Origin of the sequence: Bacillus yunxiaonensis (genome assembly GCF_037104695.1) — a bacterium.
Lineage (GTDB): Bacteria > Bacillota > Bacilli > Bacillales > Bacillaceae_G > Bacillus_A > Bacillus_A yunxiaonensis.
The window spans coordinates 207,427-227,756 of the sequence record NZ_JBAWSV010000002.1 but is presented as its reverse complement, the minus strand read 5'-3'; the positions used below and the strand labels follow the sequence as shown (position 1 = coordinate 227,756).

At 37.0% G+C, this 20,330-nt stretch carries 29 protein-coding genes; 19 read left to right on the top strand and 10 right to left on the bottom strand.

What is annotated here, in order from left to right; translation table 11 throughout:
* Positions 1-3 precede the first annotated feature (3 nt).
* The 4 genes from WAX78_RS07235 to WAX78_RS07220 all read right to left on the bottom strand — a co-directional run bounded on the left by WAX78_RS07235 (position 4) and on the right by WAX78_RS07220 (position 2,385).
* Positions 4-318 (bottom strand): DMT family transporter, encoded by a 315-nt coding sequence (locus WAX78_RS07235; RefSeq protein WP_336481625.1) that lies wholly within the window; start codon positions 316-318, stop codon positions 4-6.
* Positions 319-320: 2 nt separating this feature from the next.
* The gene (locus tag WAX78_RS07230; protein ID WP_336481624.1) at positions 321-653 is read right to left on the bottom strand and encodes a DMT family transporter; all 333 of its coding nucleotides are present in this window, start codon (positions 651-653) and stop codon (positions 321-323) included.
* A 68-nt stretch (positions 654-721) separates the two neighbouring features.
* On the bottom strand, positions 722-1,303 hold the full coding sequence (locus WAX78_RS07225) for a TetR/AcrR family transcriptional regulator (protein WP_336481623.1): 582 nt from the start codon (positions 1,301-1,303) through the stop codon (positions 722-724).
* A gap of 104 nt (positions 1,304-1,407) precedes the next feature.
* Positions 1,408-2,385 (bottom strand): LacI family DNA-binding transcriptional regulator, encoded by a 978-nt coding sequence (locus tag WAX78_RS07220; protein WP_336481622.1) that lies wholly within the window; start codon positions 2,383-2,385, stop codon positions 1,408-1,410.
* Positions 2,386-2,650: 265 nt separating this feature from the next.
* Between WAX78_RS07220 and WAX78_RS07215 the strand changes: the two genes are divergently transcribed.
* Positions 2,651-3,235 (top strand): DNA polymerase III subunit delta, encoded by a 585-nt coding sequence (locus tag WAX78_RS07215; protein WP_336481621.1) that lies wholly within the window; start codon positions 2,651-2,653, stop codon positions 3,233-3,235.
* Between the two features lie 35 nt (positions 3,236-3,270).
* On the opposite strand, the gene WAX78_RS07210 is transcribed toward WAX78_RS07215, so the two are convergent.
* Positions 3,271-3,660, bottom strand: coding sequence for a rhodanese-like domain-containing protein (locus tag WAX78_RS07210; protein WP_336481620.1), 390 nt, complete (start codon positions 3,658-3,660; stop codon positions 3,271-3,273).
* A 168-nt stretch (positions 3,661-3,828) separates the two neighbouring features.
* Between WAX78_RS07210 and WAX78_RS07205 the strand changes: the two genes are divergently transcribed.
* Positions 3,829-4,665, top strand: coding sequence for a lipoate--protein ligase family protein (locus tag WAX78_RS07205; protein WP_336481619.1), 837 nt, complete (start codon positions 3,829-3,831; stop codon positions 4,663-4,665).
* A gap of 94 nt (positions 4,666-4,759) precedes the next feature.
* Here the strand turns inward: WAX78_RS07205 and WAX78_RS07200 are convergent, their stop codons facing one another.
* Positions 4,760-5,608, bottom strand: a complete 849-nt coding sequence (locus WAX78_RS07200; RefSeq protein ID WP_336481618.1) for a hypothetical protein — start codon at positions 5,606-5,608, stop codon at positions 4,760-4,762.
* Positions 5,609-6,202: 594 nt separating this feature from the next.
* Between WAX78_RS07200 and mntR the strand changes: the two genes are divergently transcribed.
* Both mntR and WAX78_RS07190 read left to right on the top strand, forming a co-directional pair.
* Positions 6,203-6,631, top strand: a complete 429-nt coding sequence (gene mntR / locus WAX78_RS07195) for a transcriptional regulator MntR (RefSeq protein ID WP_336481617.1) — start codon at positions 6,203-6,205, stop codon at positions 6,629-6,631.
* Between the two features lie 105 nt (positions 6,632-6,736).
* A complete protein-coding gene (locus WAX78_RS07190) occupies positions 6,737-7,390 on the top strand; it encodes an HAD family hydrolase (protein WP_336481616.1) in 654 nt (217 codons plus the stop codon).
* A gap of 17 nt (positions 7,391-7,407) precedes the next feature.
* Here WAX78_RS07190 and WAX78_RS07185 read toward each other — a convergent pair whose 3' ends face one another.
* Both WAX78_RS07185 and WAX78_RS07180 read right to left on the bottom strand, forming a co-directional pair.
* Positions 7,408-7,812, bottom strand: coding sequence for an SA1362 family protein (locus WAX78_RS07185; protein ID WP_336481615.1), 405 nt, complete (start codon positions 7,810-7,812; stop codon positions 7,408-7,410).
* 81 nt (positions 7,813-7,893) lie between these two features.
* Positions 7,894-8,817, bottom strand: a complete 924-nt coding sequence (locus WAX78_RS07180) for a DUF1385 domain-containing protein (RefSeq protein ID WP_336481614.1) — start codon at positions 8,815-8,817, stop codon at positions 7,894-7,896.
* A 239-nt stretch (positions 8,818-9,056) separates the two neighbouring features.
* Between WAX78_RS07180 and WAX78_RS07175 the strand changes: the two genes are divergently transcribed.
* The 4 genes from WAX78_RS07175 to efp are packed head-to-tail and all read left to right on the top strand — an operon-like array spanning position 9,057 to position 11,678.
* Positions 9,057-9,542 (top strand): YqhR family membrane protein, encoded by a 486-nt coding sequence (locus tag WAX78_RS07175; RefSeq protein ID WP_336481613.1) that lies wholly within the window; start codon positions 9,057-9,059, stop codon positions 9,540-9,542.
* A 52-nt stretch (positions 9,543-9,594) separates the two neighbouring features.
* Positions 9,595-10,035 carry a type II 3-dehydroquinate dehydratase gene (gene aroQ / locus WAX78_RS07170; RefSeq protein ID WP_336481612.1) on the top strand — a complete coding sequence of 147 codons (441 nt, stop codon included), beginning with the start codon at positions 9,595-9,597 and terminating at the stop codon, positions 10,033-10,035.
* A gap of 3 nt (positions 10,036-10,038) precedes the next feature.
* Positions 10,039-11,100 carry a Xaa-Pro dipeptidase gene (gene pepQ / locus WAX78_RS07165; RefSeq protein ID WP_336481611.1) on the top strand — a complete coding sequence of 354 codons (1,062 nt, stop codon included), beginning with the start codon at positions 10,039-10,041 and terminating at the stop codon, positions 11,098-11,100.
* Between the two features lie 20 nt (positions 11,101-11,120).
* Complete coding sequence (efp, locus tag WAX78_RS07160) at positions 11,121-11,678, top strand: elongation factor P (RefSeq protein WP_336481610.1); 558 nt, start codon at positions 11,121-11,123, stop codon at positions 11,676-11,678.
* Between the two features lie 185 nt (positions 11,679-11,863).
* On the opposite strand, the gene WAX78_RS07155 is transcribed toward efp, so the two are convergent.
* Positions 11,864-12,184: a hypothetical protein gene (locus WAX78_RS07155; RefSeq protein ID WP_336481609.1), complete on the bottom strand. Its 321-nt coding sequence runs from the start codon at positions 12,182-12,184 to the stop codon at positions 11,864-11,866.
* Between the two features lie 201 nt (positions 12,185-12,385).
* On the opposite strand from WAX78_RS07155, the gene WAX78_RS07150 reads away from it, so the two are divergent.
* Genes WAX78_RS07150 through WAX78_RS07110 form a run of 9 tightly spaced genes read left to right on the top strand, consistent with a single transcriptional unit; the run spans position 12,386 to position 17,781 of the window.
* Positions 12,386-12,667 carry a YqhV family protein gene (locus WAX78_RS07150; protein WP_336481608.1) on the top strand — a complete coding sequence of 94 codons (282 nt, stop codon included), beginning with the start codon at positions 12,386-12,388 and terminating at the stop codon, positions 12,665-12,667.
* Positions 12,668-12,688: 21 nt separating this feature from the next.
* The gene (gene spoIIIAA, locus WAX78_RS07145) at positions 12,689-13,612 is read left to right on the top strand and encodes a stage III sporulation protein AA (RefSeq protein WP_336481607.1); all 924 of its coding nucleotides are present in this window, start codon (positions 12,689-12,691) and stop codon (positions 13,610-13,612) included.
* The gene (spoIIIAB, locus tag WAX78_RS07140) at positions 13,609-14,124 is read left to right on the top strand and encodes a stage III sporulation protein SpoIIIAB (RefSeq protein WP_336481606.1); all 516 of its coding nucleotides are present in this window, start codon (positions 13,609-13,611) and stop codon (positions 14,122-14,124) included. The genes spoIIIAA and spoIIIAB overlap by 4 nt, the downstream gene beginning before the upstream one ends.
* A 12-nt stretch (positions 14,125-14,136) precedes the next feature.
* Positions 14,137-14,340, top strand: a complete 204-nt coding sequence (gene spoIIIAC / locus WAX78_RS07135) for a stage III sporulation protein AC (RefSeq protein ID WP_020061584.1) — start codon at positions 14,137-14,139, stop codon at positions 14,338-14,340.
* Positions 14,341-14,349: 9 nt separating this feature from the next.
* Complete coding sequence (spoIIIAD, locus tag WAX78_RS07130) at positions 14,350-14,748, top strand: stage III sporulation protein AD (protein ID WP_336482006.1); 399 nt, start codon at positions 14,350-14,352, stop codon at positions 14,746-14,748.
* A 14-nt stretch (positions 14,749-14,762) separates the two neighbouring features.
* Positions 14,763-15,932 carry a stage III sporulation protein AE gene (gene spoIIIAE, locus WAX78_RS07125; RefSeq protein WP_336481605.1) on the top strand — a complete coding sequence of 390 codons (1,170 nt, stop codon included), beginning with the start codon at positions 14,763-14,765 and terminating at the stop codon, positions 15,930-15,932.
* A gap of 12 nt (positions 15,933-15,944) precedes the next feature.
* Positions 15,945-16,574 carry a stage III sporulation protein AF gene (gene spoIIIAF / locus WAX78_RS07120; protein WP_336481604.1) on the top strand — a complete coding sequence of 210 codons (630 nt, stop codon included), beginning with the start codon at positions 15,945-15,947 and terminating at the stop codon, positions 16,572-16,574.
* Entirely contained in the window at positions 16,567-17,211 is a 645-nt protein-coding gene (gene spoIIIAG / locus WAX78_RS07115) for a stage III sporulation protein AG (protein ID WP_336481603.1), read from the top strand. Before spoIIIAF ends, spoIIIAG begins: the two co-directional genes overlap by 8 nt.
* Before the next feature lie 12 nt (positions 17,212-17,223).
* Complete coding sequence (locus WAX78_RS07110; protein ID WP_336481602.1) at positions 17,224-17,781, top strand: SpoIIIAH-like family protein; 558 nt, start codon at positions 17,224-17,226, stop codon at positions 17,779-17,781.
* Between the two features lie 42 nt (positions 17,782-17,823).
* Here WAX78_RS07110 and WAX78_RS07105 read toward each other — a convergent pair whose 3' ends face one another.
* Positions 17,824-17,997 carry a DNA recombination protein RecO gene (locus tag WAX78_RS07105; RefSeq protein WP_336481601.1) on the bottom strand — a complete coding sequence of 58 codons (174 nt, stop codon included), beginning with the start codon at positions 17,995-17,997 and terminating at the stop codon, positions 17,824-17,826.
* Positions 17,998-18,457: 460 nt separating this feature from the next.
* Here WAX78_RS07105 and accB point away from each other — a divergent pair, with 460 nt between their 5' ends.
* Together accB and accC are read left to right on the top strand one after the other, a co-directional pair.
* Entirely contained in the window at positions 18,458-18,940 is a 483-nt protein-coding gene (gene accB, locus WAX78_RS07100) for an acetyl-CoA carboxylase biotin carboxyl carrier protein (protein ID WP_336481600.1), read from the top strand.
* Positions 18,941-18,957: 17 nt separating this feature from the next.
* A complete protein-coding gene (accC, locus tag WAX78_RS07095) occupies positions 18,958-20,310 on the top strand; it encodes an acetyl-CoA carboxylase biotin carboxylase subunit (RefSeq protein WP_336481599.1) in 1,353 nt (450 codons plus the stop codon).
* The last annotated feature ends 20 nt before the right edge of the window (positions 20,311-20,330 follow it).

Genomic DNA, 20,330 nt, shown 5'->3' with positions numbered 1-20,330 from the left:
TCGTTAACTCATTAATTTTAAGCCAACTGCACCGCATAAGATGCAGCTTAAGAAAGCAAGGCGGCGCCAATCAGCAGATTCACGGAAAATAAGAATACCAAGCAGTGCGCTTCCTGCAGTTCCGATTCCCGTCCAGATTGCGTAAGCCGTTCCCATTGGCAGTGTATCCATTGCGAGAGACAGAAAAAGGAAGCTTACGCCGAAGTTTGCAGCTAAAATGAGTTTTGGCATCCAGCCTTTTTTTTCATTGGCTATCTTCATAAAGATAACACCAGTAATCTCACATATACCAGCAATAATTAAAAATAACCATGCCATGTTTATGCAGCCTCCTTCTCTACTTGTTCACCTGTTACTCGTTTTAAACCAATAACACCAACGAAAATTAAACCGATAAATAAGATTTTTACAAGCGAAAATGGTTCGCCAAAAACAAAAATTTCTGTTAGCACAATACCTCCAGCTCCGATTCCTGTGAAAACAGCATACACAGTCCCTACAGGGAGTTTTGCATAAGCTTTAAATAAAAGGAAAAAGCTAATACCGATTGCAATCGCTACACCAATCCATTCCAGCGGTGTTGTTGCATGTTTTAAACCAATTACCCACACAATTTCAATGATTCCTGCTATAACAACATAAATCCATTCCATCATTTATTCTCCTTCCTACCAGTCGTTAGGTTTAGGGCCGGAAAATGACGCATTGCGTCTGCAATCCGTCAGCTTGACAATCCGCGCCAAAATACTTTCCAAGATGCGTATAATCGATTTTCAAATGGCTGTATTCCAGCAAATAAAAATTCAACCATTAATCCGTCAATTAAACATAAATAAGCTGCAACAGCTTCTGTTACTTCAATGTTACAAAGTTCTTTCTTTTCTTGTGCCTGTTCAAATATAGGTACTAAAAGCTGTCCGATGCTTTCGATGTATGCATTTGCTTTTTCGACAATTTGCTCACGAAAAGCATCTGGTGGAAAAAACGAAGTGCGTAGCCAAAACATTGTTTCAATACTTTCTTGAAAGCGATGGCCATAATCTTTAAGAAGATGAAATAAAAAGTCTCCAAAGGGAGTTTCTTCTGACTTCTTCACATACTGTTTAAAGAATGCAAGATCTTTTTGTAAAGATTCTTCTAAGCAAATAAAATATAGCTCTTCTTTTCCTTTAAAATGTGCGTATATTGACGGCTTCTTAATGCCAACATCTTGTGCAATGTTTGCTAGTGAAGTTCCTTCATAGCCATAGCGTGCAAAGTGTGACAATGCTACAGATTTTATACGGTTTGCTGTCATGTTCATCCCCTACCTACCGTTCGTTAGTTAAATTATAAGGTAAAAAAAATATATAGTCAAGGAGGGCAATTATACAAAATTGAACAGTGTAAGCTCCAATAATAGGGGCTTTACACTGTTCCTCGTTCAATTAAACGAAACGGTAACTCTTCAGAAGTCCCTGTAATTTGTTCCTGTTGCACTTGTTCATAAAATAAGGAAAAAGCACGATTTCCCATTGCTAAGCCAGGATTTTCAATTGTTGTTATCTCTAACGCTTCAGAAATAGGATGGTTATCAAATCCTAAGATTGCTAAATCCTCTGGTACTCGCAGTCCTTGTTTTTTTGCTTCTGTTAATAATCCAGAAGCAACTTGATCGCTTGCAGCAAAAAGAGCGGTAGGTCGATTTTTCATCGTTAGAATGCTGTGGATGACATTCGCACCGTCTTGAATAGTGTAGCATTGATAAAACTGCCAGTCTGTTTGCGAGCGTTTACCTGCTACATGAAGAGTATCAAAGAACGCTTGCTCACGCTGCTTCGTGCTCACGCTTTTTTTGCGTGCTAAACAAAATCCAATGCGTGCGTGTCCGTTTTGTAATAAATATTCTGTTCCAATCCGAAAGCCGTCGTAATGATTAACATAGACAGAAGATATAAGAGGATGCAGCAGTTTTTCACACGAAATGATAGGCGCAAATTTTGCATAAGGTTCAATGGCTTCCCATGAGCTCGTTCGGGAGCAAATAATCATACCGTCAAATTGTTTCATTTTCATCATTTCAAGGACACGCATTTCTTCAATGCTATCATAGTTTGTTTGACAGAGATTAATGCGGTATCCAGCTTCAAGTGCTTTCGTTCCAATACCTTCAATAATTGTGCTAAAGTACGGCAGATTAATAAAAGGAAGCATAACACCAATTGTATGTGTTTTTCCTTTGAGAAGATGAACGGCATTTACATTTTTGGCATAATTCAATTCTTCAACAGTTTCTAGGACGCGTTTTCGTTTTTCTGCACTGACATATGGATGTTCATTTAAGACGCGTGAAACAGTCGTAACGGAGACTCCAGCCGTTTTCGCGATTTGTTTTATATTTACCATATGTTTCACCTCTATTTCTATTATACAAGAAAAAGGTAAGAGAAATCTTGTAAAACTCTTGACATGAAAAGCGTTTCATACTCTATTTTGTTAATAACGCTTTTTGCTATTCGCGTAACAATTATATTCGGCGTGAGAATAGGGAAAGCGTTTTTGTCAAATTGTGTGAGATAAACGAGGAAAGTTTTCAAAGGTGGAACAGGAAGAAAAAGAGAATATGAACATAACATACGAAAGCTTCAATTGTATCTTGATAGAAAAGAGAATGTTGAGAAAGGGCGGATACACATTGAAAAAACGGATGCTATGTTTCGTATTTTCTAGTATGGTGTTAAATGCATGTTCTTTTCAGCAAACGATGGTCGAGGAAAAAAAATTTGCAGCAAGTTTAGAGGCAAGTGAAGATATGATGTCTGATCCAGTATCGGTACAAGCTGTAAAAAACGTTCTCCCGTTTTCGTTTCAAACACCATCATATTTACCGTATGAGTCAAAAGATAATCCAAAAGCAGTAGTTCGAAAAATGGGAGATAAGCGAATTGCCCTTGATATTAAATATGAACGACGTGAAAAAAGCGTGAAAGATTACATTGAATTAACAGTTGCCAACTTCTCATATAATTTTCCTTTTGTTGTAGAACAAAATCATTTTCAGGAGCAAGTAAAGCTTGAAAATGGCATAACAGCTTATTTTAAAGGTAGTGACGGAGAAATGGATGGAGAAGACATTGCGACGCTCACTTGGAAAGAAGAGAAAGTAGAATATCAGTTGCTATATCGAAATGTGCGTGATCAAAATAGTGAAGATGTAAAGAAAAATTTAATGTATATCGCTAGTAAAATGGAATGAAATAGCTAGCTTGTGATAGACAAGCTAGCTATTTGTTATGAATTTTTCTTTTTCACTTTACCAGACCAAGTTTTAAAGCCACCTTGCAATTGATAAAACTCTTTGTAACCGTGCTTCTTTAAAAACTGTGCTGCGCGTCCTGTTCGGAAACCATTTTGGCAATACATATAAATCGGTTGGTCAGCACGTAGTTCTTTGTAACGAAGGCGTAATTGTGATACGGGAATGTTACGTGCTCCTAAAATATGACCAGCATTATATTCGTCCGCTTCACGAACATCGATAAGTTGTGCTTTACGATATCCAGCGCGAAATTCTTCTTCTGGAAGTGTTTTAATTAATTTTTTCTGATAGAAATACATCCATACAGAATAGCCGATGAATCCTACAGTTATGGCTAGTAAAATAATAACATTTGTTGACACGATTGTATCGCTCCCTTTTTTCTTATCCTACTCTCAATATTATAATGCCCATATGTATTTATGCAACAAGTTCATTTTGTATTAGAAGAAATTTCGTATTCTTTCACAAATTTTGTCGAATTTGATAGACTAGAGAATGTGAGAAAAATTAGTTATATGAGGTGTGGGATGGAAAAGGAAAAATGGTGTTATATAAATTCTGGTAAATGCTCTCCAGCGTTTAATATGGCGTTAGATGAATGTTTATTAAATTGGCAAAGCGAAAAGAAAATGCCGCCAACAATTCGTTTTTATGAGTGGGAAGTTCCGACGTTAACAGTGGGGTATTTCCAACGTGCTTCAAAAGAAATTGATATGGATGCAGTGAATAGAAATGGTTTTGGATTTGTACGCCGTCAAACGGGTGGACGAGGCGTTCTTCATGATAATGAATTAACATATAGTGTAATTGTATCTGAAGATCATCCAAGCATGCCGAAAACAGTGACAGAAGCATATCGCGTCATTTCGCAAGGTTTATTAGATGGATTTAAAGAACTAGGCTTAGAAGCGTATTTCGCAGTACCAAAAACGGCAGAGGAACGTGATAATTTGAAAAATCCGCGTTCAGCAGTTTGCTTTGATGCTCCGTCATGGTATGAAATCGTTGTAGAAGGGCGCAAAATTGCTGGAAGTGCACAAACTCGTCAAAAGGGAGTTATTTTACAGCACGGCTCCATTCCATTAGAAATTGATTTAGACACGCTGTATGATTTGTTTCTGTTTCCAAATGAACGTGTGAAAGAACGTATGAAAAAAATGTTCTCTTCAAAAGCAATTGCAATCAATGAATTAACAGATCGTACTTTTACAATTCAACAACTGATTGATGCATTCCACATTGGATTTGAGAAAGGATTAAATGTGGAACTTGTTCCGTATCAGTTAACAGAAGAACAATTGCATGAAGTAGAAACATTAGCAAAAGAAAAATATGAAAGTGATGAATGGAATTATAAGAAATAAGGAGATGGATGTCCATCTCCTTATTTTTATATTGTTGAGAGCTTTCCAGCAGTGATGATGAGAAAACGGACTGATGGAATTTTCGCTTTATAATTTATAATAAGTTTAATACTTTCTCTACTTTAATTCCTTTTTGCTTTAGTGAACGTAAACGATTTACAACATCCATAATTTCTGCATCAAATGCTACCGATATTCCTTGTTTTTGTAACTCGCCTTTTAAGTTCTCGATAGAATCGTCTACATCCATACCAAGCTCGTAATCTTGACATACATCTACAGCTTGTTTTACAAGACGAACATACTTTTCTTGTAATTCAGAGTTTGGTTGATTTGTTGCAGGTTGTTTAACTGTAACTGCTGGCTGTACTGGAGTTGATACAGTTACTTCTTTTTGCACTGTAGTTGGTGCAGTTACATCTTTTTGTACAGGAGTTGGTGTAGCTTTAACTACAGGTTCTGGACGCACCGGCTTTGGAATTGGTGTTGGAGTAGGTGCAACATTTACAACTGGTTTTGTTACAGGTGTCACTTCTTTTGAAGCTTCAACTACTGTCTCTTTCTTTGGAGCAGGTGTTTCGACAACTGATAGTGTATTGTCTTCTAATTCTGTCATTTCTTCTTTTGTTTCTTTACTCCACATAACGCGTTCGATTTGCAGTGAAACATTGTTTTTGTTCATGGCGCTTAATGTCACTTTACCAACTTCGGCATTGCCAGTAAAATCGACAATTTTATAAATAACGCTTTTGTTCCAATCTACTTTTCCGCTCAAAAATAATTCTTCGTTACATTTTGGCGTTAAGCCCTCGATTTTAATTTCTGCGTTTACACCGTTTTCACTATATACCATGATTAGCGAAGCATTCACATCTTCGTCTGCTAACATTAGTTCACGTACCATTTTGCCGGTGCGCACTTGTGTTTTCTTCTTAAGTGACATCAAATTTCCCCTCTCAAAAATTTAGTAATAATAAAAAATCGTATAACGAAAAATAATTGCTCACGAAGAAATATGATACCGATAATAAAAGCATCACGTCAACAATTTACTTTAATTATTTTGTATTTTTCTTTTTTGTTTATGTTATTTTTCTTTTTGTAAATTTAGACAAACGAAAAATAGTCCTGAAAAAAACCGTTAAAACCCTGAGGCTTTAAATAAAAATTTATATAACATACAGAAGAAAAAGGGCCAATGCGGCACCTTGCCACATTGTTAAGTGATAGGATAGATACTCTTGCTTTTTTAGGTAAATATTTAAGAATGCAGATAAATAAAAGTGGAAAAGTCCGATTGGTTCAACTGATGGAAGTTTCAATTTATTTACAAACACTTAGAGGTTATACTCATAAATATTTTCCGAATGCTGAAATTCAATATTTTACATGATAGAACCCAAGCTATGTATGTGGGTTCTTTTGTGTGTCGGAAAAATGGGCTTGTTTCCACCCTTGTCACAATATCCTTTCTGTTGTATCATTTTATTGATTGCTTAGTGCGGAATTTATAAACTGAATTGGATGGAGGAAAACGATGCCTACTCCTAGTATGGAAGATTATATCGAACAAATTTATTTGTTAATTGAAGAAAAAGGATATGCCCGTGTATCTGATATTGCCGAAGCGCTTAGTGTACATCCATCCTCTGTAACGAAAATGGTACAAAAACTTGATAAAGATGAATATCTAATTTATGAAAAATATAGAGGACTTGTATTAACATCAAAAGGGAAAAAAATTGGTAAGCGCCTTGTCTATCGTCATGAATTGTTAGAGCAGTTTATGCGTATTATCGGTGTAGATGAAAGTAAGATTTATAATGATGTAGAAGGAATTGAACATCATTTAAGCTGGGAAGCTATCGATCGTATTGGCGATTTAGTGCAGTACTTTGAACAAGATGAACTTCGCGTTGAGAAGCTTCGTGGTGTTCAAAAGGCAAATGAGGAACAGGCGCAGTAAGAGAGGGAACTGAGGAACAGTTTCCTTTTTTGTTTGCAAAAAAAGGGGATTTTCACACAGCGTAGAATATATAGATGCTGACTACACTTGTAGGGAGAGGATACATTGAAAGCGGTTGTGTTTGACTTTGATGGACTCATTGTAGATACAGAAACGGTATGGTTTGAAGCATATCAGGAAATTGTACGTGAATACGGAGGAGAGTTGCCACTTGAAGAGTTTGCAAAATGTATTGGAACAACAGATGAAGTGTTACATGCATTTTTGCAAGATGAGTTAAAAGAAAAATGGAATAAAGACCATATAGAAAAAAAAGTAGCGACATTGCATCGTGATAAAATGAAATTACCTGTGGCTCGTGAAGGGGTAAAAGGGTATTTGGAAGAAGCAAAGAAACTCGATTTGAAAATCGGTTTGGCCTCTAGTTCTTCACGGAAATGGGTGACAAGTTTTTTGAAGGAATTGGGATTACAAAAATATTTTGAGGTTATTAAAACGAAAGAAGATGTATTACAAGTTAAGCCAGACCCAGCACTATACGTGAGTGCTGTTGCTGAACTTGGCGTACATCCTTCTGAAGTAATTGCTTTTGAAGATTCCGTAAACGGAGCAAGAGCTGCAATTGCAGCCGGGTTAAAATGTGTAATTGTGCCAAATGAGGTGACGAAATCCTTGTCTTTTGAAACGCATCATTTACGTTTAAATTCTATGAAAGATAAGAATTTAGTAGAGGTTATTGAACATATTAAGCAAAAGTAAAGAAAGACCACACTTCTCTAAAAGGAAGCGCGGTCTTTCTTTTTGCCTTTTTTTCCTTCAATAACTGTTAAGTGAGATTGCTTTCGTTTGCGTCTTAGGAAGGAAGCATTTCCTTTTTTTCCTTTAGCATCAGAAGCATTTTTCTTTAACAAATTTTTGCTTAGGGGTGTTACATCCTGTTTTCCATATTTTCGGTTCGATTGTTTCGCAGCACGTTTGTAGGAAGATTGTGAGTTATTAGCTGAACCGCTTGAACTCGTAAGCATCTTATAAAGCAAATAAAAGACACCAACAACAATGAGCATTATCGCAATGTTTTTTACAACTCCCATTGGATTTTCAATTGTGAATGATACAAGGCTAAATACGGCTAACCCAACAATTATAACAAATAGAGCGAACATAAATGAGCGACCCTTCATAAGGAACACCTCCTAAAAAGAAAGATATTTTAATTAGTTTATTAACGAAAGGCAAAGGAGTTGAATAATATTACGAAAAAGTTATTGTTGTCCTTCTTCTAGACGCAGTAGTTCTTCAAAAGATGCAATTGCTACTTCAACTTGATCATCTGTCGGTTCTTTCGTTGTTAACAGCTGAAGCCACAGACCAGGGTATCCTAATGTGCGGAGTACCGGAACGCTTCGCAAGCTGTTTGTAAATTGAAGCACTTCAAATGAAATACCTAGTACTACAGGAATGAGCAAAATACGATTCATAAGACGAACCCAAAGGGGATCCGTTGGAACGAGAAAATATACAAACATCCCAATAATAACAGTAAATAAAATGAAGCTGCTGCCGCAACGATAATGGAGACGGGTTTGTTTTTGTACGTTTTCTACCGTTAATGGAAGATTATTCTCATAAGCATTAATTACTTTATGTTCCGCCCCGTGATATTGAAATACACGTTTAATAAGTGGAGTCAGTGAAACAAAATAAATATAGCTAAGTAATAATACAAGCTTAATGATACTTTCGACAATGATCTGCCCAGCATGAGATGGGAAAATGGGTCTTGTCAATTCTGCTAAAAGCGCAGGAACCGCAGTAAAAATCACTTTTCCGAAGATAAAGGATAAGACCCCGACTGCCGCAACGCTAAGTATCATCGTTAGCTTCGACTGCTCTTCTTTTTTTTGTACGAATTGTTCATCATCTGCAGGGTGTACATCATAGCGTTCTGAAGCGAAGTTTAAATGCTTTGCCCCGTTTGCACTTGCATCAATAATTGCCGCGATGCCGCGTAGAAATGGAATTTTTTTAAACATAGATGATACTTTATTACGAACACGAGGTAATCGATAAAATTCGATAGACTTATCTTTACGACGAATCGCTGTAACAGTATATTCTCTACCGCCAAACATAACTCCTTCTACTACCGCTTGACCGCCGTAGATTTGTTTTGTCTTCTCTGTCATGTCAACACCAACCTGTATTTGTTTTTCTCTTATCAGAAAAGAGGTAGCGACTCTAGGTGTTGTCATTATATTACATGACAACACTACAGTTTCCTTTATTTTATCGACAAAAGCGTACTTCTGACAAGGAAAATCAACAGGTTAGTCAGACATTTCCTATTCTTTTTATAGACAAGTTCTGCAGTATTTAAACATGCTTTAAATTAGTTTCGGACATACTAGTAGGCGGAGGTGTGGATGTGAAACAAGAACAATCTGTCACGAAAAAAATAGTTCAAATTGGTGTGTTTGGAGGTTTGTTTTGGGGAGCTGTTTGGTACTTTCTCAATTTTTTTTCCTTCACTGAGGCGGGCCCAAATTATTTGCTGCTCCCGTTTGCGCTAGGAAATTGGAAAGAAGGTGTATGGGGAAACGTAACGGGAATTGTGTGTATGGGAATACTTTCAATTGTTGTGGCGTTTGTATACAGGGCAGCTTTGAGTAAGTTTGAAGGTGTGATTCCAGGCGTTATATACGGTCTTATATGGTGGGGAATATTATTTTTTGTGATTGGATCTGTTGCACCTGTCATAAAAAGTGCGTTAGAAATGCCTAGAACAACCATTATAACGACAGCATGTATTTTTATTTTATATGGTGTTTTTATTGCATATTCTGTTTCGTTTGAGGTGAATAACGAAAAGGGTATAGGGAATGAGGAAAAGACAAACTATTCAAATAAGTGAGAGGTATGATAAAATGTTATATAGACATTTTTTTTATTAAGGAGTTAGGTATATGAATAAATTGCTCCTCGTTAACGGGCCTAATTTAAACCGTCTCGGTGTGAGAGAGGTTAATGTATATGGTACGGGAACGTTAGCATCGTTAGAAGCAGATATGAAACAACAAGCAGAAAGTTTGGGAGTGGAGCTAGAGTGTTTCCAATCCAATCATGAGGGTGCCATTATTGATATCATTCATGAGGCTGAGGGTACATATAAAGGAATTATTCTAAATCCAGGAGCATTTACGCATTATAGCTATGCAATTCGTGATGCGATTGCGAGTGTTTCGATTCCTGTTGTTGAGGTGCATATTTCAAATATTCATCAGCGCGAATCGTTTCGTCATGTATCTGTTACGGCACCGGTCACAGCAGGACAAATTGTAGGATTTGGTTTGTATGGCTATCACTTAGCGTTACTTGCATTATTGGAGAAAATCGGGGAGGCATAATCCATGGAGAAACTTACAAAATTAAGAAGTGCATTTGGAGAAGCTGGTATTGATGGCATTTTATTAACGAATCAACATAGTCGTAGATATATGACAAACTTTACAGGAACGGCAGGAGTTGTATTAATTTCAAATGAACGCGCTTTGTTTATTACAGATTTTCGATATGTTGAACAAGCGCAAAAACAAGCGGTTGGCTATGAGATCGTGCAGCATACGGGTACGATTCTTGAAGAAGTTGCAAAACAAGTAAAAGACCTAGGAATTCAAAAGCTTGGTTTTGAGCAAGATACTCTTACATACAGCTCTTATACGGCATATAAAGAGGAAGTTGATGCAGAATTTGTTGCAACTTCTGGTATTGTGGAAAAGTTACGCTTGATTAAGACTGATTCAGAGATTAAGATATTAAAGGAAGCTGCACAGATTGCAGATGCTGCCTTTGAACATATTCTATCATTTATTCGCCCGGGAGTATCTGAGATTGAAGTGTCAAATGAACTTGAATTTTTCATGAGAAAGCAAGGAGCAACTTCTTCTTCGTTTGATATTATCGTTGCTTCGGGACTTCGTTCAGCATTGCCGCACGGCGTGGCATCTGAAAAATTGATAGAAAAGGGAGATTTTGTTACATTAGACTTCGGTGCTTACTATAAAGGATATTGCTCTGATATTACTCGTACAATTGCAGTAGGTGAGCCGTCCGACAAATTAAAGGAAATTTATAATATCGTATTAGAAGCGCAGCTGCGTGGTGTAAACGGCATTAAAGCTGGTTTAACTGGCCGTGAAGCTGATGCGTTAACGCGTGACTACATAACTGAAAAAGGATACGGTGAATATTTTGGGCATTCTACAGGTCATGGAATTGGTCTTGAAATTCATGAGGGACCAAGTTTAGCCTTCCGCTCTGAAACGGTACTTGAGCCAGGAATGGTTGTGACTGTAGAACCTGGAATTTATATTCCAAATGTAGGCGGAGTTCGTATTGAGGATGATATTATAGTAACAGCTGAAGGTAATGAAGTGTTAACTAAATCTCCAAAAGAACTCATTATTTTGTAATACACAGGAGGATTTTTTGCATGATTTCAGTAAACGATTTTCGTACAGGTTTAACAATTGCGGTGGACAACGGCCTTTGGCAGGTTATAGATTTCCAACACGTAAAACCAGGTAAAGGTGCAGCGTTCGTTCGTTCTAAACTACGTAACCTTCGTACAGGTTCTGTTCAAGAAAAAACATTCCGTGCTGGTGAAAAAGTGGAAAAAGCACATATCGAAAACCGTCGTATGCAATATTTATATGCAAGCGGTGAAGCTCATGTATTCATGGATAATGGAACATACGAGCAAATCGAACTTGCTGACAAGCAAATCGAACACGAATTAAAATTCTTAAAAGAAAATATGGAAGTAGCAATCATGACATATCAAGGCGAAGTACTTGGTGTAGAACTTCCGAACACTGTTGAGTTAAAAGTTGTTGAAACAGAACCAGGTATTAAAGGTGACACAGCTTCTAACGTAACAAAACCAGCTACATTAGAAACTGGTCTAGTTGTACAAGTACCAATCTTCATTAACGAAGGTGAAATGCTTATTATCAACACAGGAGAATCAAAATACGTTTCTCGTGCGTAATTGAAAGAGGCACTCGTGGATTATCCATGAGTGCCTCTTTTTATTCTGCTATTCGTAGGCAGTTAGACCCTATTTTAAGATTCTGAGAAAACAAAGAAGATAGGTGGGGAATAACTGCTGACACGTGCCCGATTGGACGGAATTTCCACCAGTGGTGGTAAAAAGCCATTGATGGAAGTTTCATTTTATGTGAAATAAGGTACGTAATAAATGACAGTAGTAATAAAGCTAATGATAAGCAGTAGAAGAGTCCCAGCCATATAAGGATTCATTCGAATTTGAAAAGGTGTTATTTCCCCGGTGTTAAGCCCTGTGAAACTTTTTGTAATAGCACGATCCATATTAGCGTTTCGGTTCATATTTAAAAGCAACAGCCAAGTGATACTGAAAATAGCTAAACTCCCTAAAAAGAAACTTTCTATAAACGGCCAATCGACAAATTTTGCAAACAAGAAAATAGCAGCCACTTCTACTGAGATAGTAAGGATAATTTTAAGAATTTTCATACTTACACCCTTTTTATTCCAATATATCACAATTTAATGGAAAATTCCGTTTATTTTCATTTGATAATTAAAAAATTACTTTTCCACTTCTGAAATAGACAACCATTGCATATGGTTGTACAAACGTACTCTTTCATCTTGTTTCAGCAGGATATATGTGTGCTGTTAGAACGGTGTAAGGATAACGAGAGAGGTGAGAGGATGAAACAATGGCTAGCGGCATTTGAAACATCTGTGCTCGTGATGGCGCTTCTTAGGCTCTTCTCGGGAAGCATGGAGATTTTCGCCGCTTTGCTTATGTTGTATTTCAATGATGCCAAAAAAGCATTGTTCGTAAATGGCATGCTTGCATTTGTTGGCCCAACTGTTTTGATTGTAACGATGTCAATTGGAATTGCGAGCGTTACGAATGAAATTTCTTTTTTGAAATTGTTTTTTTTGGCGCTTGGAATTGGCTGTATTTTTATTGCGGTACTGAAATAGCGATGTGATGGGGAGAGAGCTATGAAAGAAGTATTAGAGATGTTGCCAAAGCAAATCGAACGTTTTATACAAGACTATAAAGAATATGACGGATTGGAAGAAATACGGATTCGGATTGGTCGACCGCTTGAATGCATTGCGCGCGGTGAAGCGCATTTTTATAACTATATTGTGACGGTAGAAGACGCAGCGTATTTGCTGAATAAGCTGAGTCAATATTCACTTTATACGATGGAAGAAGAATTAAAGCGAGGGTATGTTACATTGCGCGGAGGACATCGCGTTGGTTTAGCGGGCAAAGTAATTATGGAAAAGAGTGCAGTGAAAATGATCCGGGATGTGGCGTCATTTAATATTCGAATTGCTCGGCAAAAAAAGGGAATTGCTGAGCCGCTTATACCATATTTATATGAGAAGCATTGGCTGAATACAATGATTATCGGTCCGCCGCAAACAGGCAAAACAACATTATTACGTGATGTAGCGCGTTGTATGAGTGCGGGGGTTCCAAGGCAACATATTCCTTCTTGTAAAGTTGGTATCGTAGACGAAAGATCAGAAATTGCGGGGTGCGTGAAAGGTGTACCGCAATATGAGTTTGGAACAAGAGTGGACGTGTTAGATGCATGTCCAAAAGCAGAAGGTATGATGATGATGATTCGCTCAATGAGTCCCGATATATTAATTGTTGACGAAATCGGCCGACCAGAAGATAGCGAAGCAATTATGGAAGCTGTTCATGCTGGTGTTCAGTTGTTTACTAGTGTGCACGGACAAGGGCATGAAGATATACTGAAACGACCTTCGCTAAGGAAAATAATAGAATTGGGCGTATTTGAACGCTTTATTGAGCTTTCTAAAATAAAAGGACCAGGAACGATTTTGAATATGAAGGATGGCAGCGGAAAGCCAATTCGCCGCGGAGAGAAGGTGCTGACCGTATGATTAAATTTTTGGGTGCTGCACTTATCCTTGCTGTATCAACATTTTTTGGTTTTTCATATGCGAAGAAATATAGTGAGCGCCCTCGCCAATTACGGTTGTTAAAGGCAGCCCTGCAATCACTTGAGGCGGAAATTATGTATGGACATACCCCGTTGTCAGAGGCAGCTGCACGTCTTGAAAAACAAATGCCAAAGCCTTTGAACTGGTTATTTCATAGCTTCCATGAACGATTAGAAAGGGGAGAGCAAACGGTTCGGGAAGCATGGATGGATAGCTTACAAGAAAATTGGAAACTCACAGCCCTGAAGCAAACAGAATATGAAATTTTACAGCAATTTGGAGAAACGTTAGGACAACACGACCGGGAATCACAGCAAAAGCATATTCGTTTATGTATTACGCATTTAGAAAGAGAAGAAGGGGAAGCAAAGGAAATGCAGATTCAGTACGAAAAGATGATGAAAAGTTTAGGTGTATTAGCAGGACTACTTATTGTTATTTTATTGTTGTAAGGGGGAAAGGTGATGTCGATCGACGTTGGATTAATCTTTCAAATTGCAGGCATTGGTATTATTTTAGCTTTCATTCATACTGTGCTGAAAGAACTAAAGCGAGAAGATATTGCCAACTGGGTTATTCTTGTTGGTTTTGTCGTTATTTTATTCCAAGTTGCATTTTTAATTAACAATTTGTTTGACAAGATTAAAAGCGTCTTTCTCTTTCAGTAAAGGGGGGCGATTCGAATCGAAATATTACAAATTGTAGGACTTGGGCTTGTGGCGACTTTTTTGGCGGCAGTATTGAATCAACATAAATCGAGTATAACTTCATTGTTTGTTGTATTTGTCGGTAGTGTGATGTTTTTACTAATAATCGATCAAATTCACTCTATTTTAACGATGATTGAGCGCATTGCAAATGAAGCGAAAGTGAGCAATGTGTATGTGGAAACGCTGCTGAAAATTATTGGAATTGCTTATATTGCAGAATTTGGCGCACAAATTACGAAAGATGCAGGACAAGGAGCGATTGCCTCAAAAATTGAATTAGCAGGAAAAATTTTAATTTTAGTGATGGCGATTCCAATATTAACGGTTGTAATTGAAACAATTCTCGGTTTTTTACCAACCGGATAAAGGAGGGGTGAAACGTGCGATCGTTTGGAATAAAGCTTTTGTTTACCTTTCTCCTCTTTTTTTCTTTGCCAATTATCGTACAAGCTTCTCCCTTAGAACAAAATGTTGTGGATGAACAGCTAGGAAAGCTTGGGATAGAAGATGTAAAGAAATATTGGGATGACCTTGTTGCAAAGTACGGGGGATATTTGCCGGAAAGCCAAAAGGGAAGCTTTATGGAGTTTGTAAAAGGAGAAAAAAATTTTTCAATTAAAGAGTGGATAATTGGATTACTAAAATATTTATTTCATGAATTAGTGGCTAATGGAAAGTTACTTGGGACACTTATTATGCTTACTATTTTTAGTGCGCTTCTTCAATCACTTCAATCTGCTTTTGAAAAAAGTAGTGTTGGAAAAATAGCAGATGCTGTTGTATATATGGTGCTTATCGTTTTTGCTTTAAATAGTTTTTACGTTGTAATGACGTATGCAAGAGACACCATTCAAACAATGATAGATTTCATTTTAGCACTTCTTCCTATTTTGTTGGCACTTATTGCTACTGGAGGCGGTGTTGTATCTGTTTCCTTCTTTCATCCGATTATTGTTTTTCTTATGAATACGAGCGGGATGCTCATGAATTATATTGTTTTACCGCTCCTGCTGCTTGCAACGATTTTAAGTATTGTAAGTACAATGAGTGATCAATATAAAGTCACAAAATTGTCCAAGCTGCTTCAAAATGTTAGCGTTAGCATCATTGGCATTTTCTTAACAATCTTTCTTGGTGTGCTATCTGTACAAGGAACGGCAACAGCAGTAGCGGATGGGATTGCTGTTAAAACAGCAAAATTTGTAACGGGAAACTTTATTCCAGTTGTGGGGCGAATGTTTACCGAAGCGGCAGATACAGTGCTCAGTGCATCTGCATTATTAAAAAATACAATTGGAATTGTTGGGATTGTTATTTTATTACTTATCGTTGCTTTTCCTGCGATTCAAATTTTTTGCATTGCTTTTATCTATAAGTTTGCAGCAGCAGTGTTGCAACCTGTTGGTGGAGGGGCGATTATCCAATGCCTAGATATTATCGGTAGAAGCATTATATACGTGTTTGCTTGTTTGGCTATTGTATCGTTTATGTTTTTTTTAAGTATCACTATTATTATCGCAGCTGGAAATATTACGTTAATGATGCGTTAGGGGGTGATCAGGTTGCAATTTGTAGTAGAGTGGATTCGGAATATTATTGTGTTTCTACTATTAGCGACGATGCTTCATATGTTACTTCCTAATTCAAAATTACAAAAGTATGTCAAATTTGTTGTTAGTTTGCTTCTAGTTGTTTTAATCTTAACGCCCTTGTTTAAATTATTGCAAACAGACATTCAAGATGTAATTGCAAACGTTAGTGAAGACAAGTATGTGGCCAATGGATTAGTAGAAAATAAAATTGATACAAAGAAAAAAGAAATACAAGCCTCACAACGTGCATATATTTTAGAACAGATGGCTGTCCAAATGAAAAAACAAGTTGGGAAAGAACTGGAAGAACAATATGGCATGGCCGTTATGAGTTTGCAGATACAAGTACCAGAAGAAAAAAAGGAAGTGAAATCTCAGCAAGATATTCAGTCTGTCGTCGTAACGCTTCAAAAAAAGGATCGTAATCGAGAAGGAGCTATTGAAACAATTCAAAAGGTAGAAATTAATTCGAAAGAACCTCGAAAGACATCAGAACAAAACACAGCTGAAATGAAACAATTCTTCTCAAACAAATGGCAATTAGAAGAGAACAAAATTAAAGTTCAGATGGAAGGGGGGGCAGAAAAAGCAAATGAATAACAAATTTCAATTTCTTCGCAATTTTTTTAAAGGAAATGAAAAAGATGAGAAAGAGAAAAAAATAACATCAAAGTTTTTAATTGTTTTGCTTATACTCGGTATGCTTCTTATGTTTTCTAGTAATCTTTTTCAAGCGAAAAAACCAGAAGTACCTGTTTTGAAATCGCAGACAGGGCAAGAACAGCCTAAAGATGTACCGACGTTTGGACAAAAGGACAGCGACAATAAATCTATCATTGATAAATATGAAAAAGAATATGAGCAACAATTAAAAGAAGCATTAGAAAGTATTACAGGTGTTAAAGACGTGACAATTACAGTCAATCTTGATTCATCTGAAGAAAAAATACTCGACAAAAATACGGTGAAGCGATCGCAAACGACAAATGAAACAGATAAAGAGGGTGGAACACGAAAAGTTGAAGATGAGTCTACTGATGATAAAACGGTAATTATACGTCAAGGGGATAAAGAAACTCCTATTGTACTTCGAACAGAGAAGCCGAAAGTTCGCGGTGTTCTTGTTGTTGCAAAAGGAGTGGATAACATACAAGTAAAACAAATGGTGAAAGAAGCTGTTACGCGTATGCTTGATGTCCCAAGCCACCGTGTATCTGTCTTGCCAAAAAAGAATTAGGGAGGAAATAAGGTGTTAAAAAAACAAACAGTTTGGTTATTAACGATGTTAAGTTTAGTTGTTGTTCTTTCGGTATACTATGTAATGACGCCAGATAATAAAAGTAAGGTTGTTACAACATCTCTTGAAGAAGTAACGAAAGAGAAGCAAGGAACTCAAAAGGAAACAAGTAAAAAAGAAACAAGTAAAAAAGAAGGTAATGTATCTAGTCAGTCTGCTAGTGATGATAGTTTCACAGCACTACGTTTGCAAATGGAAGATCAGCGCAGTGAAGTGAAAGAAAAATTGCAAGATGTAATGAACTCAACAAACGCTTCTGCTGAAGAGAGAAGTAAAGCAAAAGATGAATTTAATGCATTAAGTGATTTATCAGCAAAAGAAACGTTATTAGAAACATTGATTAAAACAGAAGGTGGCTATAAAGATGCACTTGTACGTGCAGATGGAAATGACATTAAAGTGACAGTGAAAGCAGCGAAGCTTTCTGCGAAAGAAGCAAATAAAATTATGCAGCTTGTAAAAAGTGAAACGGGCTTAATGGCAGACGTTCGGTTTGAAATAGCAAAGTAAAAAGCTATCGATTTTTCGATAGCTTTTTTTGTCTATTAGAAGTTAGTCTAGTAATCGTAATTCAGCCTCTTTTACTTTTATAGGCGAAATTCGTTGTGAGCAAAAAATCATCGGTTCTTGATGAAGGCGATTACTTTGTCCGCATTTCATTTGAATAGCAAGAGCTATACCCCAAATAATAACAGTTGGTAGAAAGAGAATAAGCCAAATGTTCACGTTTCCGCACCTCACTGTATAGGATTCTACTTTGACGATACTCCTTTTATGTGAAGGGGATATGAAGTAAAGGTAAATAAACTTTTAATGTTTGGTAAAAAATATACAAACTTACATAATAAGGTAGATGTCGCTGTTTTTTCAGAAGTGGTCTTGCCAATTTTGAGTGAAGCTTGGTATTATTACTAGGTGATAAAATATAAAATACTGTTATTTTCACAGGAGTTTTTATTTATCATAAAGAAAAATAAGTTGGAATGTTAAAAATATTTATCGTAAGATGAATATATAGTGTGAAACTTCATAGTAGTTTTTTATTGAAAGTACGCGAAGTAATTTATTATTGTCTGTTATAGCAAGATTTAGTGAAACTTCCATCAATGGCGTTTATGAATGATGGCTTGTAGAAGCAACCAAGCTATTGCAGCAGGACAAACAAGTATATAGGAGTGGATTTTATATGTTTAAAATTCAAGAAGTTCGTGAATTAATTAAATTGATTGATGATTCTAATATTGATGAATTTGAATACAAAAAAGATGGTACTACAATTAAGATGAAAAAGCGTGGCAATGAAGTAATTGCTGTGCAACCTGCTCTTGCAGCACAGAAACCTGTACAAGCTATCGCAACAGAAGTAGTTGCTGCACCAGCTCAAGGTGAAACGCCAAAACAAGAAGAGAAACCAGCAGTACAAGATGAGAACTTGCAAAAGATTACTTCTCCAATGGTCGGAACGTTCTATGGATCTCCATCACCAGATGCACCTGCATATGTAAATGTAGGAGATCGCGTATCAGAAGGGAAAATTGTTTGTATTGTAGAAGCAATGAAACTCTTTAATGAAATTGAATCAGAAGTAAATGGAGAAATCGTTGAAATCCTTGTGAATAACGGTCAGCTTGTTGAATATGGACAACCGCTATTTCTTGTAAAAGCATAATAAGGGAGTCTTGAATAATGATTAAAAAAGTATTAATTGCGAACCGCGGGGAAATTGCTGTACGAATTATTCGTGCTTGTAAAGAAATGAACATTGAAACAGTTGCGATTTATTCTGAGGCAGATAAAGAAGCGCTTCATGTACAAGTAGCCGATGAAGCATACTGCGTTGGTCCAACCGTATCAAAGGAGAGTTATTTAAACTTAACGAACATCATTAGTGTTGCGAAATTAACAGGTTGTGATGCAATTCACCCTGGATATGGATTTTTAGCAGAAAATGCTGATTTTGCAGAGCTTTGTCGTGAATGTAATTTAATTTTTATTGGTCCAAGTCCAGAAGCTATTTCAAAAATGGGCACAAAAGACGTTGCACGTGATACAATGAAAGAAGCAGGGGTTCCGATTGTACCGGGTTCACAAGGAATCATTAAAAATATCGAAGAAGCTGTAGCACTCGCAGAGGAGATTGGATATCCTGTTATTATTAAAGCAACAGCGGGCGGCGGCGGTAAAGGTATTCGCGTTGCGCGCACTGAAGAAGAGCTTGCGAAAGGAATTCAAATTACGCAGCAAGAGGCAAGTACCGCTTTTGGAAACCCTGGTGTATATTTAGAAAAATACATTGAAGATTTCCGTCATGTGGAAATTCAAGTGATGGCAGATAACTATGGTAATGTCATTCATTTAGGAGAGCGTGATTGTACAATTCAGCGTCGTTTGCAAAAGCTGCTAGAAGAGTCACCTTCTCCAGCTTTAGATGCTACTATTCGTCAACAAATGGGAGAAGCAGCAGTAAAAGCAGCGGCAGCGGTAGATTATACAGGTGCTGGCACAGTTGAATTTATTTACGAATATAAAACGAAAAGTTTCTACTTTATGGAAATGAATACGCGAATTCAAGTCGAACATCCTGTAACTGAAATGGTGACAGGTGTAGATCTTATTAAAGAGCAAATTCGTGTTGCTTCAGGAGAGCAGTTATCGCTGCAGCAAGAAGATGTACAATTTAACGGTTGGGCAATTGAGTGCCGAATTAATGCGGAAAACCCTGCCAAAAACTTTATGCCATCTCCAGGAAAGGTAGAAATGTATTTACCACCAGGAGGATTTGGTATTCGCGTCGATTCAGCTGTATATCCTGGATATACGATTCCGCCTTATTACGATTCGATGGTTGCAAAGCTTATTGTTTACGGAAAAACACGTGAAGAAGCAATTGCAAAAATGAAGCGAGCGTTAAGTGAATTCGTCATTGAAGGTGTACATACGACGATTCCGTTTCATTTACAACTTCTTGACCATCCTGAGTTTGTACAAGGTGAATTTAACACTAAGTTTCTAGAACAGCATGATTTAACGGCGCACTGATACATTTAAAGGAGGTTTTT

Excerpts from the sequence above, each read along its gene's own strand:
- accB (WP_336481600.1), top strand. The coding sequence starts at position 18,458 with ATGTTTAAAATTCAAGAAGTTCGTGAATTAATTAAATTGATTGATGAT.
- accC (WP_336481599.1), top strand. The coding sequence starts at position 18,958 with ATGATTAAAAAAGTATTAATTGCGAACCGCGGGGAAATTGCTGTACGA.
- pepQ (WP_336481611.1), top strand. The coding sequence starts at position 10,039 with ATGGAGAAACTTACAAAATTAAGAAGTGCATTTGGAGAAGCTGGTATT.
- WAX78_RS07180 (WP_336481614.1), bottom strand. The coding sequence starts at position 8,817 with ATGACAGAGAAGACAAAACAAATCTACGGCGGTCAAGCGGTAGTAGAA.
- aroQ (WP_336481612.1), top strand. The coding sequence starts at position 9,595 with ATGAATAAATTGCTCCTCGTTAACGGGCCTAATTTAAACCGTCTCGGT.
- WAX78_RS07205 (WP_336481619.1), top strand. The coding sequence starts at position 3,829 with ATGGAAAAGGAAAAATGGTGTTATATAAATTCTGGTAAATGCTCTCCA.
- WAX78_RS07155 (WP_336481609.1), bottom strand. The coding sequence starts at position 12,184 with ATGAAAATTCTTAAAATTATCCTTACTATCTCAGTAGAAGTGGCTGCT.
- spoIIIAG (WP_336481603.1), top strand. The coding sequence starts at position 16,567 with ATGAATAACAAATTTCAATTTCTTCGCAATTTTTTTAAAGGAAATGAA.
- WAX78_RS07185 (WP_336481615.1), bottom strand. The coding sequence starts at position 7,812 with ATGAAGGGTCGCTCATTTATGTTCGCTCTATTTGTTATAATTGTTGGG.
- WAX78_RS07200 (WP_336481618.1), bottom strand. The coding sequence starts at position 5,608 with ATGTCACTTAAGAAGAAAACACAAGTGCGCACCGGCAAAATGGTACGT.
- WAX78_RS07230 (WP_336481624.1), bottom strand. The coding sequence starts at position 653 with ATGGAATGGATTTATGTTGTTATAGCAGGAATCATTGAAATTGTGTGG.
- WAX78_RS07215 (WP_336481621.1), top strand. The coding sequence starts at position 2,651 with ATGTTGAGAAAGGGCGGATACACATTGAAAAAACGGATGCTATGTTTC.
- spoIIIAA (WP_336481607.1), top strand. The coding sequence starts at position 12,689 with ATGAAAGAAGTATTAGAGATGTTGCCAAAGCAAATCGAACGTTTTATA.
- WAX78_RS07235 (WP_336481625.1), bottom strand. The coding sequence starts at position 318 with ATGGCATGGTTATTTTTAATTATTGCTGGTATATGTGAGATTACTGGT.
- WAX78_RS07220 (WP_336481622.1), bottom strand. The coding sequence starts at position 2,385 with ATGGTAAATATAAAACAAATCGCGAAAACGGCTGGAGTCTCCGTTACG.
- efp (WP_336481610.1), top strand. The coding sequence starts at position 11,121 with ATGATTTCAGTAAACGATTTTCGTACAGGTTTAACAATTGCGGTGGAC.
- mntR (WP_336481617.1), top strand. The coding sequence starts at position 6,203 with ATGCCTACTCCTAGTATGGAAGATTATATCGAACAAATTTATTTGTTA.
- spoIIIAC (WP_020061584.1), top strand. The coding sequence starts at position 14,137 with ATGTCGATCGACGTTGGATTAATCTTTCAAATTGCAGGCATTGGTATT.
- spoIIIAB (WP_336481606.1), top strand. The coding sequence starts at position 13,609 with ATGATTAAATTTTTGGGTGCTGCACTTATCCTTGCTGTATCAACATTT.
- WAX78_RS07225 (WP_336481623.1), bottom strand. The coding sequence starts at position 1,303 with ATGAACATGACAGCAAACCGTATAAAATCTGTAGCATTGTCACACTTT.
- WAX78_RS07150 (WP_336481608.1), top strand. The coding sequence starts at position 12,386 with ATGAAACAATGGCTAGCGGCATTTGAAACATCTGTGCTCGTGATGGCG.